This is a genomic window from Christiangramia sp. LLG6405-1, from assembly GCF_045055805.1.
Taxonomy (GTDB): domain Bacteria; phylum Bacteroidota; class Bacteroidia; order Flavobacteriales; family Flavobacteriaceae; genus Christiangramia.
In genome coordinates this window covers 2945526-2963445 of sequence record NZ_CP159330.1, presented here as the reverse complement: position 1 = coordinate 2963445, position 17920 = coordinate 2945526, and the positions used below count along the sequence as shown (strand labels likewise).

The 17920-nt window shown below is 34.9% G+C and carries 20 protein-coding genes; 7 read left to right on the top strand and 13 right to left on the bottom strand.

The annotated features are described in order from the left end of the window. Positions 1 to 95: 95 nt before the first annotated feature. The 13 genes from ABVM50_RS13640 to ABVM50_RS13580 all read right to left on the bottom strand — a co-directional run bounded on the left by ABVM50_RS13640 (position 96) and on the right by ABVM50_RS13580 (position 12109). The gene (locus tag ABVM50_RS13640; RefSeq protein ID WP_405199063.1) at positions 96 to 587 is read right to left on the bottom strand and encodes a hypothetical protein; all 492 of its coding nucleotides are present in this window, start codon (positions 585 to 587) and stop codon (positions 96 to 98) included. Beyond that, on the bottom strand, positions 553 to 1512 hold the full coding sequence (locus tag ABVM50_RS13635) for a DUF6602 domain-containing protein (RefSeq protein WP_405199062.1): 960 nt from the start codon (positions 1510 to 1512) through the stop codon (positions 553 to 555). Before ABVM50_RS13635 ends, ABVM50_RS13640 begins: the two co-directional genes overlap by 35 nt. 169 nt (positions 1513 to 1681) lie before the next feature. Continuing rightward, the gene (locus ABVM50_RS13630; protein WP_405199061.1) at positions 1682 to 2218 is read right to left on the bottom strand and encodes a hypothetical protein; all 537 of its coding nucleotides are present in this window, start codon (positions 2216 to 2218) and stop codon (positions 1682 to 1684) included. A gap of 155 nt (positions 2219 to 2373) precedes the next feature. Further along, positions 2374 to 3618: a S41 family peptidase gene (locus ABVM50_RS13625; RefSeq protein WP_405199060.1), complete on the bottom strand. Its 1245-nt coding sequence runs from the start codon at positions 3616 to 3618 to the stop codon at positions 2374 to 2376. Positions 3619 to 3789: 171 nt separating this feature from the next. After that, positions 3790 to 4539 carry an SUMF1/EgtB/PvdO family nonheme iron enzyme gene (locus ABVM50_RS13620; RefSeq protein WP_405199059.1) on the bottom strand — a complete coding sequence of 250 codons (750 nt, stop codon included), beginning with the start codon at positions 4537 to 4539 and terminating at the stop codon, positions 3790 to 3792. Positions 4540 to 4694: 155 nt separating this feature from the next. After that, entirely contained in the window at positions 4695 to 5246 is a 552-nt protein-coding gene (locus ABVM50_RS13615; protein ID WP_405199058.1) for a DUF4411 family protein, read from the bottom strand. Next, entirely contained in the window at positions 5243 to 6403 is a 1161-nt protein-coding gene (locus ABVM50_RS13610) for an ImmA/IrrE family metallo-endopeptidase (RefSeq protein WP_405199057.1), read from the bottom strand. Before ABVM50_RS13610 ends, ABVM50_RS13615 begins: the two co-directional genes overlap by 4 nt. A gap of 229 nt (positions 6404 to 6632) precedes the next feature. After that, positions 6633 to 7208: a hypothetical protein gene (locus ABVM50_RS13605; RefSeq protein ID WP_405199056.1), complete on the bottom strand. Its 576-nt coding sequence runs from the start codon at positions 7206 to 7208 to the stop codon at positions 6633 to 6635. A gap of 237 nt (positions 7209 to 7445) precedes the next feature. Continuing rightward, complete coding sequence (locus ABVM50_RS13600) at positions 7446 to 8399, bottom strand: hypothetical protein (protein ID WP_405199055.1); 954 nt, start codon at positions 8397 to 8399, stop codon at positions 7446 to 7448. 246 nt (positions 8400 to 8645) lie between these two features. Beyond that, positions 8646 to 9002, bottom strand: coding sequence for a type II toxin-antitoxin system HigA family antitoxin (locus ABVM50_RS13595; RefSeq protein ID WP_405199054.1), 357 nt, complete (start codon positions 9000 to 9002; stop codon positions 8646 to 8648). A 1-nt stretch (position 9003) separates the two neighbouring features. Then, a complete protein-coding gene (locus tag ABVM50_RS13590; protein ID WP_405199053.1) occupies positions 9004 to 9297 on the bottom strand; it encodes a type II toxin-antitoxin system HigB family toxin in 294 nt (97 codons plus the stop codon). Positions 9298 to 9401: 104 nt separating this feature from the next. Next, positions 9402 to 10559, bottom strand: a complete 1158-nt coding sequence (gene xerA, locus ABVM50_RS13585) for a site-specific tyrosine recombinase/integron integrase (protein ID WP_405199052.1) — start codon at positions 10557 to 10559, stop codon at positions 9402 to 9404. A 167-nt stretch (positions 10560 to 10726) separates the two neighbouring features. Continuing rightward, on the bottom strand, positions 10727 to 12109 hold the full coding sequence (locus ABVM50_RS13580; RefSeq protein WP_405199051.1) for an NAD-dependent succinate-semialdehyde dehydrogenase: 1383 nt from the start codon (positions 12107 to 12109) through the stop codon (positions 10727 to 10729). 246 nt (positions 12110 to 12355) lie between these two features. On the opposite strand from ABVM50_RS13580, the gene ABVM50_RS13575 reads away from it, so the two are divergent. The 7 genes from ABVM50_RS13575 (at position 12356) to ABVM50_RS13545 (ending at position 17896) form a co-directional block, all read left to right on the top strand. Beyond that, entirely contained in the window at positions 12356 to 12988 is a 633-nt protein-coding gene (locus ABVM50_RS13575; RefSeq protein WP_141878006.1) for a Crp/Fnr family transcriptional regulator, read from the top strand. A gap of 69 nt (positions 12989 to 13057) precedes the next feature. Further along, positions 13058 to 13858, top strand: coding sequence for a sulfite exporter TauE/SafE family protein (locus ABVM50_RS13570; RefSeq protein ID WP_405199050.1), 801 nt, complete (start codon positions 13058 to 13060; stop codon positions 13856 to 13858). A gap of 196 nt (positions 13859 to 14054) precedes the next feature. Continuing rightward, positions 14055 to 15356 (top strand): cytochrome ubiquinol oxidase subunit I, encoded by a 1302-nt coding sequence (locus ABVM50_RS13565; RefSeq protein ID WP_405199049.1) that lies wholly within the window; start codon positions 14055 to 14057, stop codon positions 15354 to 15356. A 2-nt stretch (positions 15357 to 15358) separates the two neighbouring features. Next, a complete protein-coding gene (locus tag ABVM50_RS13560) occupies positions 15359 to 16402 on the top strand; it encodes a cytochrome d ubiquinol oxidase subunit II (RefSeq protein WP_405199048.1) in 1044 nt (347 codons plus the stop codon). Positions 16403 to 16479: 77 nt separating this feature from the next. Next, positions 16480 to 16794 (top strand): hypothetical protein, encoded by a 315-nt coding sequence (locus tag ABVM50_RS13555; protein ID WP_322300557.1) that lies wholly within the window; start codon positions 16480 to 16482, stop codon positions 16792 to 16794. After that, positions 16794 to 17282, top strand: coding sequence for a DUF2231 domain-containing protein (locus ABVM50_RS13550; protein ID WP_405199047.1), 489 nt, complete (start codon positions 16794 to 16796; stop codon positions 17280 to 17282). The genes ABVM50_RS13555 and ABVM50_RS13550 overlap by 1 nt, the downstream gene beginning before the upstream one ends. A 2-nt stretch (positions 17283 to 17284) precedes the next feature. After that, positions 17285 to 17896, top strand: coding sequence for a class I SAM-dependent methyltransferase (locus tag ABVM50_RS13545; RefSeq protein ID WP_405199046.1), 612 nt, complete (start codon positions 17285 to 17287; stop codon positions 17894 to 17896). Positions 17897 to 17920: the final 24 nt, after the last annotated feature.

The window sequence follows — 17920 nt, the reverse complement described above, 5'->3', positions numbered from 1 at the left end:
TTTTGTCGGCTTAGTATTGGTTTGTTGGTCAAGTTGATTATTTTCTTTCTAACGGTGCCGCTTATTGGCGATTAACCGTTGTTGTGTGTAGTACCTTATCGCTTTCCTTTTAATATTCTTACTTCATTTTGATATATGTAACGAAGTGCACCTTTTCTAATTTTCATACCTTGATTACCGGTTATTTCATCCGTAATTGGCCCAACATTTTCTAACATAAAATCAAGATGGCTATATTTCTCATTTTTTATTAATTGTGAAAAATTGATTTCATCAGAGAAAAATGTTTGATTCGAACTTGTTTTTATTCTTATTACTCCAAATATATCTAGCATTGTGTTTGTAAACTTATAATGATGCTCCCAAAAATAAGTTCCTCCTTTTTCCATATATAGATTTCCTCCAGCTTTTCCATCAGTCCTTTTAGGAAAGCAAATAAATTTACTTCCAACTTTGTAAACCTCGTTGGGTTTTATGCATAGTGGGAATTCCACAAAGCCATATAGATTGGATATTGGAAAGAAGAATACTAATTGCTTAGATGTTAGAACCTCAATATTTTCGATATATATTTCGTTCTCCATCATTAATAATATCAATCTCAATTACAGGTTCAGTGAATTTTTGATTTTTTCCATCAAATATTAAATCAATTTTCTTAGGCCTCTTAAGCCAATAGTATTTATTTTTGTATTCGAAAATTTGATAGCGAACAATTAATTTTTCTTTGTCCTTACTAGATTTTTTTTTAAGATTTTCTTCTACATTAGTGATAACTTCTTGCGCAACAGTTAATGCGTTATAATCCTTGAATTCATTTAAATAATTAGAAAAATGTGGTAATTCAGGGCTTAAAGTATTTAACATTGCAGATAATAACAGAGCAATCTCGAAATTATTTTGTCGTGAAATAGACTCATAATAAAATGAAGATGTTGCTAATTGTCCTGATTCTACGAATTCATAATTCCTTTTCGTATGACTCCAATAACCTTTACCAATAACTAATAAAACATCAATTGCTGGATTAGTATGAAATTCAGAGTCATATTTTTTTAGTCGTTCTATTTCATTCTCTTTCTTCAAATCAGAAGAATATGCGAAAAGAACTCGAATCGGTCGTTTTTGACCTTTAGAATCAAATTTCTTTAGCAAATTAAATTTTCTAATAGTGCTTTTTATCTCTTTTGAATTTATAGTAGATTTTATTTCAAAAGCATATCTGCAACTTTCAATTGGAAAAACCCCAACATTGGAACTTAGCATAGCTTTCGGAAGAGAATCTTCATTATAAATAATTAAATCTGTTTCAGCAGATAAACTTCCATTGCCATCAGCAATTTTTCCATTTCCTATGTTCCATTTACGAGGTAGATATTTTAAAAAAAACTCACTTAGGTGCTCTTCCTTGACTTTACCTTTTAAACCTTCATGATTTATTGAAGAACCTAAATCTGCAGATTCAATAAGTATTTTGATGTTTTTTAGTAAGACTTCTAAAACAGGTGTCATTTTAATTTAATTATTTTCTTTGGTATTACACACAACGGTCTTGGTTAAGGCAAGTAGCGTGGAGTAGGGACACGTTCTTGTCGGCTTATTTGTTTTTTACTTGGTGTCTAAAAATACACTTTTTCGACTAAGCCCGCTATTTGCGCTTAACCGATGTTGTGTGTAGGTTTTATTGTTCTTCAAGTTTAAACCTAGTCTTAAAATCATTCGGAAATCCTATAAGTTTGTCATCGATGATAAACATTCTTATTGTATCATCTATCATTAGAATTGTATCTCCTACAATGTCATATTTTCCGGAATATAATCCTGTTGTAAATCCATTTTTTTGCGTTGAAATATCTGATATATTAAAAAAGTCAGATTCTTTAGACAGGCTTAATTCGTGTAGTTTATTATCAGATTTAAAATGATAATCAATGTAATATCTTGAAGAATAACCATTGTACCATAATATCCATAGTGCGTAGAATATAGTCGGACTTAAAAGTGAGTTTATAAAAAATATTTTAGAAAATTTATTCTTAATGACTAGTAAAATGAAACCTAAAATTAAATTTATAATCAATAATGAAGGCACAATAAGTATTGCGGCAATGGAAACACTTGGATCAGGTTTTTCAAATTTATATACATAGAACCAAATTATTATTACATCAATAATCAGTGATATCAATCCAAATTTTATAAGTTCTTGGTTTTTCATTTCGTTCTTTAAAACTTACACACAACGGTCTCGGTTATCGCCAGTTGGCGGAGTAAGGAGCGCGGATTTATCGGTTTAGTATTGGTTGTTGGTCAAGATAATTATTTTCTTACTAAAGTTGCCGCTTATTGGCGATTAACCGTTGTTAGCCACTGCTATTTAATTCGAATGTCATTAATAATCCATTCCATCATATTGTCAATTCCTTTTGAGTAGCTTTCCCAATCATATTCAATCAAAACATCTGGTTGAACTCCTTGTGTGATTTTATCTTGAAATCTAAACAGTCTTTTTGAATAAGTAACAATCATTCCAGAATTTGGAAGTGTAAACTGTCCCATATCTTGATATCCTGTTGGATTTGAACCTGTAGGTTCTCCAATAATTTTAGCATTTAGGATTTGTCTAAATTGTGATGCATTACTTGCTCCAGCAGAAAAAGTTACTTTGTCTGTTAAAACATAAACTCCAGATTTCCAATCAATACTATCAGCCAAATTTAGATAATAAGCCAAAAAAGTTCCGACAAAAAAATCTCCACCTCCATTATTTCTTAAATCAATTACTACTTGATTAATTTTATTTTCATTGATGTAATTTAAAACTAATTCTCCAAACTTTTCCATTTCTTCAAATGATGGATAACTCTCAAATTTGATAAAAATTCCTTTCGTGTCTTTTATAGAACTGAACCAAAGATAATCGTGTTTTGAGTCAACTGGTTTTTGAATTTCTGGAATTATTATATCATATGATTGGAAGTCGGTATTCTCGTAATAGTTTTTATTATTGATAGCATTTAATAATACTTTTGATTCTCTATTATTATCGTCCAAAAAAGTAAACTCTGCTTTAAATTCATTATGTGTTAGCTGTAAGCCAAATAACAATTCAGATATCATTAAATACTCGCCAGTTCTAATAATTTCAGATTGTTCATTTTCTACATACTGTGCAGTTTCACTTACTTCTTTTATTATTTTATTTATGGGTTTTCCATCAATCCTCGTTAATATTTTCCCTAAAAGATTCTTATGATTCTTAGTCGTTTTGATAACTCTCCACTGACCGTTTACTTTATAAATCTCAATTGGAAATAAATGTGTTTCGACACCTCTTAATGAAAATGCTGTATGTCCATCTCCAATTTTTCGAGTTAACCGCATTAAGTCTATAATAACTCCTACGTCACTTTTTTTGTTTAAAGTTGATTTAATTTGCTGTATTTCCTTTTCAAATTCCACTTTACTAATCGTGTTGTATAAGTCAATATGATTTTGTTCAAGATTGGTCTTATAAAAATCAATATCTTTAGTCCAACTTTCTATGTCTATGGATTGCGAAAATGTATTGGTACTTATAAATAAGTAAGTTAATATTATAATTAAAAATCTTTTCATATTTCTGTTTTGTACTGCAGTTTCTTTTAGTTGTGGCTAACGGTCTCGATTATCGCAAGTTGGCGGAGTAGGGAACGCGGCGTTGTCGGCTTAGACCTGGTTTGTTGGTGAATTTAATTATTTTCTTAATAACGGTGCCGTCTATTTGCGATGAATCGTTGTTGGCAATAGTTATTTTTGCACTTCACATATACAACGGAAGAAAACCAAGTTGTCTGTGTGTTGTTGATTTGTTTCTTCTATTTTAATCGAATCATTTCTAAAATATTGATCTGTTGAAGAGAATTCGGGATTTTCAAATAATATAAAACTTTCATTGTCTCGAAGGTCTTTTAAATCGATTTTTAATGGTGAAAATTTATTAATCATTAATAATTTATTATTGTCCGAAAAATAATCTTTTGCTAATCTATATTCCTGTGTTGTTGGAATCCGATATTTAATTTTTTTATATTTTGGATCACCATTCTTAATTTCTGTACTCCACCTCAAATTCACCATGTCGGTGCGCCATTGACAGAAAATTTGAGCTAAATCTTTTGAGATTCCGATGACAGGATGATAATTATATTGAGGATGATTAAAATAGTTATAAAGACTTACATTCTCAGGTAATTGTACATTTTGAGCTACAGTAATTTTATTAAAAATCTCTTTATTTTGATTTTTGTCTAATGAATTAATCAACAGGGATTTATCTATATTTTCTAATTCTAAGGATTTCAAAGAATCATTTAAAATATAAGTCCAAAGTCTTTGTACATTATCTGTAAACTCTGAATACATTAAATTATCAATAGGAGCTTTATCAATAAATAGTGTATCATTAATTTTTATTGTTCCAGGAGGAACTTCTAATATTCTTTGTGCATTAATTGAAAATGATATAAAAATTATAAGAATAGTAAAATATTGCTTCATATAAATAATTATTGCCAACTGTTACGGTTATCGCAAGTTGCGGGAGTAGGGACGCGGACTTGTCGGATTAACTATTTTCTTTCCTGGTTTCTAAAATTACACTTTTTGGACTAAACCCGTTATTTGCGATGAACCGATGTTAGGCACAGTTATCTCTAGAATCGTAAATTTATCTCAGAATTATATTTTTCTATTAGCTCAGGTAGAGTTAAACATTCAATTTTTAAAAGACTGCATATCGCAGGAATCTTTTTGAAAACTTTGTTATCATTTTCAGAACTAGTTTCTTCTGAAACGACAATCGTATTTTCTATCTTTTCTTCTTTAATTAGTTTCTGAGCTTTTAAAATTATCTTGGAATCTGCTGAACTTAGAAATGCTTCTTTTCTATTTTCATATTCCACATCTGTCAATCGCCTTTTAATGGATTGAACTGTAAATTGATTATCTACTAAATTGAAAAATTTTGGAGAGGGGAAAAGATCAGTCGTTTTTGTGATGTTCTTTTTCTCATTGAAGAAGGAAAGATTTTTTGGAACTATTCTTTGGGCTACAAATGAACATTCTTGATGAACTTCATTAATTAGAATAATGGAACCATTCTCAATACCATTTTTAAAGAATAGATAGACATTGGAATCTGGATCGAATGGAATATAATATCGAACCAAAGCTAACCAGGAACTTGTATCAACTATAATTTTCATTGAATAAACTGTTCCATTTTCTCAGGTTTAATCTTTAGCTTTTTACAAAATTCATATTCGTTAATTACACCATCTAATAATGCATTTTGAAGGGTATTAACAAATAGAGGTGAATTAATAGGCTTAGGAACTGATCCACCTTGTTTTATTCCCTGGAGTTTTTGTAATTCTTTAATTCTATTTTCTTCAGCAACTTTTTCTTGGTAAGCCAATTTTATTTCGCTTCTTATCTTATTGTAGTCTGAATTAGAAATCTTATTATCATAGAGTAATCTCGTATAAAGTGCTAAAGTACTTAGATGAGTTTCCTTTGATATCTCATCAATCAGATTGTGATGATAATCATTAAACATATCAGCCTTTTCAAGACTTTTTATTTGTTTATAGTATTCTCCAACTAAGAAATAGTAGGCAAATTCATTACACCAGTTTTCTATCTTATTTAGGTGATTTTTGGAAATAGATTTATAGTCAACTTCTTCAATTTCTTCTTCATTCAGTAAGAAGTGACCTAATTCATGAACTAAAGTAAAAATTTCTCTTCTAAATGATTTTTGTTGCCTTTTTAAAACAATAGTATTAGGGCTTAAGAAGAAGCCATTTATATTCGCTTTATCCTTCTTGTTCCAAGTTTCTATAAACTCAAAAACCATAATATTTGAATCTGCAAATGAGTTTATTAGAGCTTTCAGAAAATCCCTTAGACCTTTAATTTTTATTGCTGGATAAAGATTTTCTCTAATCTCAAATGCAACATCTAATGGATTATCTTGGACGCTGTAAATTTTAAATTTTCTTTCTAAATTAAAATCGGTCAATTTTGATAAAGCTGATACTGATATTTTTAGCTCTTCAAATTGATTTACAATTTTCTTTGCACCGATATTTAGGTCGGAATTGAAATTATCTTTACGAAAAAATATACTAGCGTCCTTTGTGTGTTTAGGTTCACTCGGATCTAAATAAAAGTTCAGGCCTTTATTAAAAACTTTATCAATTTTTTTTAGAGTACTAGCTTTAATTTCATTGGTATATAAGTCTTCTCTAGTGATAGGGTTTTTAAGTCCTTCACTAATTATATTTAATAAATCGTCTAGAGAAAGTCTAAAGAGATCTAGTAAATATTCTATTCTAGATATATTGTGTTCTAGTTTCAAGAATCCTTTTCAATTTTTTGTAAAAGTACAAAATTTGTTTGCTATTTGGCTCTATCAGATAATTGTGCCTAACGGTCTCGGTTATCGCTAGTTGGCGGAGTAAGGGACGCGGATTTGTCGGCTTAATGTTGGTTGTTGGTCAAGTTAATTATTTTCTTTCTAACGGTGCCGCTTATTGGCGATTAACCGTTGTTGTAAACTGGAGCGAATCCTCGATCTTGAAATTAATTCAAATAAGCTTTTTAAACTTATATTCCGCTTTTAATTCTTCAAATTCCTTTGGCTCAATTAGTTTCATATTTAAAAGCCAATTGATGTTCGCCGTGAATTGCTCCTCGCTAAAATCGAAATTTATAGCCAACTCTTTTCTTTTTTCATTTGCCATTTTTATCAGATGGTTAGCAAATTCTAGAACTTTTTCTTCGCTAGGTTTAGTACGAAAAAGCCTAATATGTTTGCTGCCATTTACTATAAGAATATCGTCCTTATGAGGCCATATAAACCCACAGATTGAAATTGTCCCCCATATTATCGTGTTGGCAACATAGGTTCCAGGATCTTCTGGGTTACTTAAGTAATAAACTCCAAGGCAAACTAAAGTTATAAGAGTTGTTATTCCTATAAAGATCTTTCCTACGATTACATTATCTGCCTCGTAAAGAATTTCGTTACCAATTTCAGTTAGATGAATTTTATACCTCAATTTTTCTTTAATTGAATTGAAGGTAACTTCGACGAATTCTGAATTTGAATCTAATTTATAAGACCGATTTTCAAATCCTTTTCTTTGTTTAATCTCTTTCATAGATCACAAAAAATTATAATTAAATAGTTGATTGTTAATGGCTAAATGTAGATTAAAAATCAATCCGTTTTTAATGATAAAATTTTTTTTTGAGCTCTTGTTTACAACGGTCTCGGTTAACACAAGTTGCGGGAGTAGGGATGCGAACTTGTCGGTTTAGTTCTTTTCTTTCTTAGGATGCTAAATTACACTTTTTCGATAAAACCCGTTATTTGTGATAACCGTTGTTAGCCACTGTTACCTTTCGATATTTAATTTTCTTTGGTTTTCTAGCTCATCAACAATCATTTCAATCATTTTTTCAACGGTTTTGACATAAGTTAGATAGTCATTTTTTGTCATTTCATAATTAAATTCCAAGTTGTGAATAATATTATGTCGTGAGTTAATTAAATCCTCTATCTTATTTAAAATTCTTAAAATTTTGCCGTTAACTTTTTTTCGTTTACTTAGAATCGAAAATATATCTATTTGAACAAATTTATTGTAAACTTTATTTATACTATCAAGATTTTGAAAATTATAGTTCTCAGCTACGCTCTCCTCAATTGATTTTTCTTTATTTTCAATTTTCACAACTTCCGAAATTCCGATTTTAAAGTTTTCTTTAGCAATTAATTCCTTCGCAACCGGATCATATCTTATAATTGCTATAAAAATTTCTCCGAAGAAATACTCAATTACCGATACGAGAAATGGAATTAAACTATTATATAAAGTTACGCTTGGATCTTTAGTCTTTAATAAATCTTTCAATGCAGGAATATTAATACTCTGTAAATTATCGCTTAGCGGGTTTTTGTAATTCTCTACACTATTGGTAATTTGAAATAGCTTTTCTAATGCATTCTCTCTTATATTAGAAATTGCTTTTTCGTGAGGTTGAAATCTCGGATAGTCATTTAAGTCAATATATCTGTTTGTTCCATATCCATCATTATAAAATGTTCCTCCGAACTGCTTTCTTGCACTTTTTATTATCTCGTTTTGTTTAGCTTTATCTTCAAAACTTCCACTGGATTTTGTTCTAGTGTGCAATATCCAGTCCGAGCATTTAAACTGTTTCTTTAAGTCATTATCTACTTTAATGATTGTTGATTCTACTCCAGCAGTTGATTCATTATTTTTTGAGCCGAACCACATATAATGAAGATTGTTTTTATCATTATAAGAGTCTATGAAATGTTTCACCTTATAAAAATTGTGATCTCGTAAATATTTGATCAAACTAGATTTCGTTGCTTTCTTGGTATAAAGTGTTATTTCTATGCTCATTCTGGTAATTGTGGCTAACGGTCTCGGTTAACACAAGTTGCGGGAGTAGGGATGCGGACTAGTCGGTTTAAGTATTTTCTTACTTAGGATACTAAAATACACTTTTTCGATAATACCCGTTATTTGTGATAACCGTTGTTAGCTCCAGTATTTGTGTTCGGATTAATAATCTTGAATTAAAACCTCTGTCGGAATATGTAGTGTAGTGTTTAGCTTTCTTACCATATCTAAAGTCAGTTTTCTTTTCTTACTTAAAATTTCACTAACTCTACTTTTAAAACCAAAAATCTCTGCTAGATCTTTTTGTTTCATTCCCATTTGTTCCATTCTAAATTTTATAGCTTCTATCGGATCTGGCATTCCAATTGGAAAATGTTCATTTTCATAATTGTCGATTAGAATTGATAATATTTCTAGTTCGTCACCTTCCTCAGTTCCTCTTTTTGCATCAAAAATCACCTCAAGTCTTTCAAGTGCATTTTGGTAATCTTGTTCGTTTCTTATTGGTGTAATTTTCATCTTAAATTGTATTTGCGTCTATTTTATCATATTCTGCGTGCGTTCCAATAAATCTAATCCAACAGATTTGATATTCGAAACTGAATTTTACAATTAATCTATAATTGTTTCCTTTAATGTTGAATACAATTCTATTTTCTTGTAAAATACTTGCGCTAGGATAATCTTTCTTTAGATCATTAATATTTTCCCAATCGGTTTTTTCTGTTTCTCGATACCAGGCTTTTAATTGTTGTTCACTATCAGCGTGTTTTGTCCAAAAATCGCGTAAGGTTCGTTTTGCAATAATTCTCACATTAAATTATTTTAAAACAAAGATAAATAAAATTACCAAATTGGGAACTTTTTTCTTGATAAAATATTGGAGCTAACTCGTTATATCCACCCAAATATACATTTTTATCCGAGTATGTTTCGGGATAAACGCAGATCCGACTGTTCTTTATCTCCCTTCTCCAGTAATTTCTTGATGGTGGAATCTAGCGGACTCTCAATTTTAAGTAAGTCTTTTTTGGTTATATGCGTATAGATCATCGTAGTTTCCGGTTTGGCGTGGCCAAGGAGCTCTTGGATATATCTTAGATCTGTTCCGTTTTCCAGCATATGGGTGGCAAAACTGTGTCTTAAGGTATGCGGAGTCACCCTTTTCCTGATCTTCGCTCTTTCGCAGCTATCCTTCAGAAATCCGCGAATTGCGGAACTGGAGTATTTCCCGCCGTTACCTTCAGCGAAGTATCGCTTAGGTTCATAAGTTTGTAAATAATTCAGCAATAAGGGAAGAAAACTTTCAGCCATCATTACATAACGGTCTTTCCTACCTTTCGCCTGTCTAACCAGTATTTGCCTTCTATCAATATCAAGATCCCGCAACTCGAGATTGATAAGCTCGCCAATTCGCAAGCCTGATGAATAAATAAGGGCGAGAATACTTCGATGTTTCAAATTTCGGGTAAGTCTCAATAGATCGATTAGCTCTTCCTTGCTTAGAACCGTAGGTAAATAACTGCTTTTTTTAGGACGCTTCAACGCGTTCAGATCAAATAACGCATTCTCGTTAAATTCAAAATAATGCTTCAATGCACTAATACATTGCCTGTGTGTACTTATAGAATAGCGTTTCAGAGCAACTTCAGATTCTATAAACCTGGCGACATCCTTATGTGTGTAATTCTCTTTTTCATGATGAAATTTCAGAAATGAGTGCACAAATGAAGAATAGGTTTTGATCGTACTTGTGCTATGTCTGAGTCCTTTCAAGTACTGCACGAACTTTCGCATGGCCTGTCTTACTTCAACAGTTTCCACAATGGCGATATCCGGAATTCTGGAGAAATCCAGTAAAGCAGTATTCATCTCTACTTCAATAGTTTTGAAGTGGGAGCTCAGTTTTTCCAGATATTGTCTGCCCGATGGTATATAGAAACAGGAATGGGTTCGACTCCATCTCACTTCCTTCAGCATTTTTAAATGTGCTTTTAGTTCCATGTCGAACCTAAAGTCTATACCTATCTGTTCAGCATTTTTATGTGTGAATAGAAACAAATTCAATTGCTTCATAAAAATTTAATTAATCTTCAAACATAAATTAAAATCCGATTCGTAAAACCGTATTACTTGTGAAAACGTTTAAAAACAGAAAGTGCTGGTTCAGAGGTTTATATTCAATTTGGGTACAAAAAAAGGGAGCCGAAGCTCCCTTATAAATATGATTATTGAACAATGACTTATGCCATCATTACAGACTTCGCATTTACGAATTCATGCAATCCAAATCCACCATGTTCTCTACCATAACCTGAATCTTTCACACCACCAAATGGCATGTTAGGCTTGGCAAGTCCAAAGGAATTGATAAATACCATTCCGGTATCAAAATGCATTTGTGCTAATTCCTTAGCCTTAGCTTCATCCTTAGAGAAAATTCCACCACCAAGACCAAATCTACTATCGTTTGCAATTCTCATTGCATCATCAGTATCTTTCGCTTTGATTAGAGAAGCTACCGGTCCAAAAAGCTCATCATCATATGCTGGTTGACCTGGCTCCAGGTTTTCTAGCACAGTCGCTGGATAATAGAAACCATCGCCTTCTGGCAGTTTTCCTCCACACAAGATCTTAGCGCCTTTTTTCACGCTCTCTTCAACCTGCTCATGAAGTTCTTCACGTAGATCCTTTCTGGCCATTGGTCCAAGATCGCTATCTTCGCTTGTAGGATCTCCAGCCTTCATATTCTTCATTTGCTCTACAAAAGCATCTCTAAATTTGTCATAAACCGCATCTACTACAATAAATCTTTTCGCAGCAACACAGGTTTCTCCATTGTTATAAAGACGTCCCTGTACACAGGTTTTTACAGCAAGATCAAGGTCTGCATCATCAAGTACGATATAAGCATCGTTACTTCCCAGTTCCAATACCGTTTTCTTAAGTGCTTTCCCTGCTTTTTCACCAATAATTCTTCCGGCGCTTGGACTTCCTGTAAGAGTCACTCCGCGCACTCGCTTGTTCTCGATCACCTCATCACTCTGGTCATGAGAAATCACCAGTGTTTTGAATAGGTTTTCTGGTAAACCTGCGTCCTTATAAATTTGCTCCAGTAAAATTCCTGTTCCGGTTACGTTTTCAGCATGTTTCAGCAATACTCCGTTTCCGGCCATAAGATTGGCGATAGAATAACGCACTACCTGGTAAGTTGGGAAGTTCCATGGTTGGATTCCGTAGATCACGCCCATTGGAGAGTAGGTGATAAAACCTTTTCCACCTTCTGGCAATTCTCTTTCTTCATCCTGCAGACTCTTTGGTCCGTTTTCGGCAGTATAATCACAAATAGCTGAACAGAGTTCGATTTCCTGGTGTCCCTGCTTTTCCAGTTTCCCCATTTCCTCTGTCATTAATTTGGCAAGTTTGTCTTTATTCTTGTCAAGCTCTTTTCCAATATTAACAATAATTTTTGCGCGCTCTTCAGCAGGCTTCATTTTCCATTCCAGGAATGCTTCATGACAGGACTCGATCGCCTTGTTCATTTCGTCATTGGTCATCGTATCATAAGATTGGATTTCCTTCCCGGTTGCTGGGTTAATAGTGGTCATTTTTGAATCCTTCGACATAATTTTATTTCTTTTTGTTTAGCAATTTTTCTCGAACACTAAGGTACGCCTTAAGAGAGCCGATGCTTAATAAGACTTCGTTAAATGAATTCTTCGGAAGGCCCTATAACTTTAAAATTTTTATAAAACTTACTTCTGAAGTATCAATATTTTCTGATTTCAGTGAAGCTTCCGAAGTAACCTACCTAATCACTAGGGATTGTTCTCGATAATCTTGCTAATTTTAAAGGGTAAAAATCCTAACCCATGATGACCGAATTACAGGAGGCCTATGGCTTTCTATTTGAAAAAGAATTGCTCGAAGAGATCGCCGAATGTGGATCTATTCGTAAGATCGATGCAGGGGAGCGCATTATTGAGTTTGGCGATTATGTTACCGGGATGCCGCTGTTGCTCAATGGCGCTATTAAAATTTTACGCGAAGACGGTGATGGCGATGAATTGCTGCTCTACTTTATAGAACGAGGGGATACCTGTGCCATGACTCTTAATTGCTGCATGGGCCAGACCAAAAGTGAAATTCGTGCGGTAGCCGAAACCGACACTACCATGATCATGGTTCCAATCGCAAAAATGGAAGAATGGACCGCAAGATTTAAAAGCTGGAGAAATTTTGTTTTTGAAAGCTATCATTCCCGTCTTTCTGAAATGCTGGATACAATAGACACGATCGCGTTTCTTAATATGGATCAGCGTATTATGAAATACCTGCGGGACAAGGCTAAGATCAATGGAGATGAGAATGTGCAAAGTACCCATCAGCAAATCGCGTACGATCTTCATACGTCCAGGGTGGTAGTTTCCAGGTTATTAAAGAAACTCGAACTGGATGGAAAGATCAAATTACAAAGAAACCAGATCAAGGTCATCGACCTGTAATGCTTCTGTAACACTTGTTACTGCACGTGCTCTATGAACCCAATACATTTGTTCCGAAATTAAATTACTATGGATATTCTTGAAATTCTCGGTTATTTTGGAGCTTTACTTATAGGAGTAGTGCTTGGTCTCATAGGTGGTGGAGGTTCCATACTTACGGTTCCGGTGCTGGTTTACCTTATGGCGATCAATCCTGTAACCGCGACTGCTTATTCTCTTTTTGTAGTGGGAACTTCAGCTTTGGTAGGCGCACTTAGAAACCTTCCGAAGAAATTAATAGATTTCAGGACCGCGATTGTTTTTGCAATTCCCGCATTTATCGCCGTATACCTTACCAGGATGTACCTCGTCCCGGCAATTCCTGAAGAGATCCTTAGTATTGGCGGACTCATGATTACCAAGAATATCGGAATCATGTTGTTTTTCGCCATCATCATGGTGATCGCTTCAATTTCGATGATTACTCAAAAACGTACTGAAGATACTGGTGAAGAACAGGAAGTTCAATACAATTATCCTTTGATCATTTTAGAAGGTATCATAGTTGGACTGCTCACCGGGATCGTTGGAGCTGGTGGTGGTTTCCTTATCATTCCGGCATTGGTCTTACTCGCCAAACTTCCCATGAAAAAAGCAGTGGCGACTTCCTTACTCATTATCGCATTTAAAAGTTTGATCGGTTTTATTGGAGATGTTCAAAACCTAGAGATCGACTGGCCGTTTCTACTCATATTTACTGCGATCTCCATTGGTGGGATCTGGCTGGGAGTGTATCTGAATAAATTTATAGATGGAAAGAAGTTGAAAAAAGGCTTCGGTTGGTTCGTTCTAGTGATGGGTATCTACATTATTCTAAGCGAACTGCTCTAATCTCTTCTGAAGTTTTCTTCGGAAAATTCTAAAGTTTTTTGATCCTTCTGAAGACTTCATGGAACATGCGTTAAATTCAGAAATTAAAGTGTTTCTGAAGGGATCAAGCCTATAAAATTCAGTAAATTTACAAGCCGAAAGAACAGGTGTTTCAACCTTCTTTTTGAGGTCGGAATATCATCCAAATCATTCCGTTATGGAAAACCTCGATTACGCCAGACTTCAAATGGCTTTTACCCTCGAATTTCATATTATTTTTGCTTGTATTGGTATGGTAATGCCCTTTTTTATGGTCGTTTCTCATAAAAAGTGGCTGAATACCCGAAAGCCTATCTATTTAAAACTTACCAAAGCCTGGCAACGCGGAGTTGCCATTTTTTTTGTCACCGGTGCAGTTTCTGGAACAGCGCTGTCCTTTGAGCTGGGAATGCTCTGGCCAGAATTTATGAAACATGCAGGTCCTGTAATAGGAATGCCGTTTTCCCTGGAAGGTGCGGCCTTCTTTGTCGAAGCGATCGCACTTGGCTTTTACCTTTATGGTTGGAAAAAACTTCCGGAAACTTTTCACTGGATCACTGGGATCATCGTGGGAATTTCAGGAGTGATCTCAGGGATTCTCGTAGTATCTGCCAATGCCTGGATGAATTCCCCAACTGGTTTTGATGTGGTAGATGGCGCATATGTAAATATAGATCCGGTCAAGGCTTTTCTTAATGACGCATGGTTTACCCAGGCTCTGCATATGACCCTGGCCGCTTTCGCTGCTACTGGCTTTGCCGTTGCCGGTCTTCACGCCATACAAATATTACGTAACAAACGCCCAGATTTGCACAAAGCTGCTTTTAAGATCGCCATAGTTTTTGGAGCGGTCGCAGCGCTTTTACAGCCTATAAGTGGTGATATTTCGGCTAAGGATGTCGCACAAAGACAGCCGGTAAAACTGGCGGCGATGGAAGCGCACTATGAAACACAAAAAGGAGCTCCGCTTTATATCGGCGGAATCGTGGATGCGGAAAATAAAACTGTGAGTAATAAGTTGGAAATACCAAAAGCATTATCCTTCCTGGCCTTTGGAGATTTTGATGCTGAGGTAAAAGGACTGAATGATTTTCCTGAAGAAGATCTCCCACCGGTTCCTGTTGTACATTACGCTTTCCAGACCATGGTGGGAATTGGTAGTTTACTAATGCTGGCGGCTTTGATCTATTTTATCAGTTTAAAGAAGAAAAGCTGGCTGAATAATAAGAAGTATTGGTGGCTGTTCGCGATACTAACCCCTTTAGGGTTTGTAGCCGTGGAAGCAGGTTGGGTAGTTACCGAGGTAGGAAGACAACCCTGGATCGTGTACAATATCATGCGAACTTCTGAAGCTGTAACCCCAATGCCCGGTTTAGAATTTAGCTTTTACCTGTACGTTACTGTTTACGCCATCCTTGCAGCGATGGTAACCTGGCTAATGCACAGGCAGATCAAGGTTCTTAATAACTCAATCGGGTAGGTATGTTATACGTGGTACTGTTTTTTACGTTTTTCTCTCTATTTCTATATGTTCTTTTGGGTGGTGCCGACTTTGGGGCTGGCATCGTAGAGCTTTTTTCATCCCGGGAGAACAGGGAATTGAATAAACTTACGGTCTATAAAGTCATGGGACCGGTCTGGGAAGCCAATCATATCTGGCTTATTATCCTGATTGTTATTTTATGGATCGCTTTTCCAGCGTATTTCAATATCATCATCATCTATCTTCATATTCCCCTTACACTGGTGTTATTAGGAATTACCATGCGGGGAGTTGCATTTATTTTCAGGCATTATGATGCGGTGATCGATGGAACACAGGTATGGTATAATCGCATGTTCAGGATATCAAGCCTTATTACTCCAATTTTCCTCGGAATGTCATTTGGTGCATTGTTAAGCGGTAAGATTGTAGTTACAGATGATTACTCTAATACTACGTTTGCTGAAATTTTTATGTATCCGTGGCTAAATACCTTTACTGTTCTAACAGGATTATTCTATGCTGCACTTTGTACATTCCTGGCTTCAACATTATTAATTGGAGAAACTGAAGGAGATATCAGGAAAATGTATAGTCGGAAATCGGCAATTTTTACCATTGTGTTAGTATTGGTGGGTGGTGCAGTGCTTTTCTATGGGTACTGGTATGATATGGTTTTTATTAAAGAATTTCTTCAGAATAGTATATCTCTAATAGCGATCGTACTCTCAGCATTATTACTGATTCCTCTATGGTTTGCTATTGGGAAACAAAAACGTGTACAGACCAGGATTTACGCAGGATTACAGATCTTACTGGTGATATTTGCTGCTGTGTATACTCATTTTCCGCGCCTTATTATTACCAGTACTTCGGAAGTGAATATGCTCGAAAACACTGCTCCGGAATCTGTAATGCACGTGCTGGGAATTTCATTGATCATTGGAGGAGGGATCATATTGCCGGGATTATTTCATTTGATGAAATCTTTCAATATGATCAGGATTCCGTCCAGATCAGGAAAACATACTGCTGAAGATTAAATAATCGGGATCTCTATTTATGGGCTAATAGAATTTCATTAATTTCAGCCTCTACAATCTAATTTAAATTTAAGACTATGAAATCAACAATTTTGAAAGGTATGTTTATGAGCGCGATCTTATTGTTCGTCGCTTGTGGTGAAAGTACAGATGCAGTGGAATCTGGAACTTACCAGGGAACAGTAAAAGAAGTAGAAGCAGACAAAACAGAGATCTATGTTACTACAGATGATGACAAGACTTTGGAGCTTTATTTTACTGAAACTACCAGCCTTACCAGAAACGGAAGTGACGTAGAATTTTCTGAACTTGAAGAAGGACAGAAAGTAGAAGTGGAAGTTGAAAAGAATGGAAAAAGACTGGATCCTATTTCAGTAAAAATCATGGAATAATGGAAACTCAAATTCCAGAATTTTGGCGGACAGAGGTTTTTCATCCTCTGTCCGTTCATTTTCCAATAGTTTTACTATTACTTGCAACACTTTTTAAGATCATGAGTTTATGGTCTGGAAGAGAAACCTGGCATTTTGGTGGCCGACTCTTACTAATCCTGGGGGTTATAGGTATCTGGATTTCTATTTATACCGGTGATCTGGCAGATGGGGTCGTTTCCCGTAAATTATGTGATCCAACCATTTTAAAAGATCACGAAAACTTTGCCTATACCACCGCCTGGTTATTCAGTATTGGGCTTTTACTGGAGATAGTATTACATTACCTCAAAAGCTTCAGGAATAAACTGACTAATCTTGTGGTTGTCCTGCTTTTAGTGGCGGGTTCTGTTTGCCTGGCCTATGTAGGTCATCTTGGTGCAAGCCTGGTCTACCAGCAAGCCGCAGGCGTGAATATTCCCTCTGAAAATTGTGCCGAATTTAATTAGAAATGGATTTAAAAGAACACTGGGAAAAGATTTACAATACCAAACAGTTTGAAGAAACGAGCTGGTACCAGCAAAAGCCGGAATACAGCCTTGAGATCATCCGTTCTCTGGGCCTTTCACCTGAAGCGAATATCATTGACATTGGAGGAGGGAATAGTTTTCTGGTAGATTATTTATCGGAATTGGGATATGCGAACATTCATGTGCTGGATATTTCAGCAAAAGCATTGCAGGATTCGCAAAACAGGTTGGGGGTTAAAGCTGAAAAAATTAACTGGATAGAATCTGATGTAACCAGCTATAAGCCAGATACATCATCTGACCTGTGGCATGATCGTGCGGCCCTGCATTTTCTTACCGAAGATAAGCAGGTAGAGGATTACTTATCAGTATTAAAAACTTCTCTAAAATCAGGCGCTTATTGTCTCCTATCAGTTTTTTCTGAAAAAGGACCCGATAAATGTAGTGGAATCACCATTAGGAAATATGCAACTTCAGATCTGGAGGAATTATTAGAATCAGATTTTGATACGGTAAGGCTCGAGAATCGGGATCATACAACTCCTTGGGGAGCGAAACAGAATTTCTCGACAGGGCTCTTCAGAAGAAAGTAAAGAGCGAACTCAGCCACATTTTCA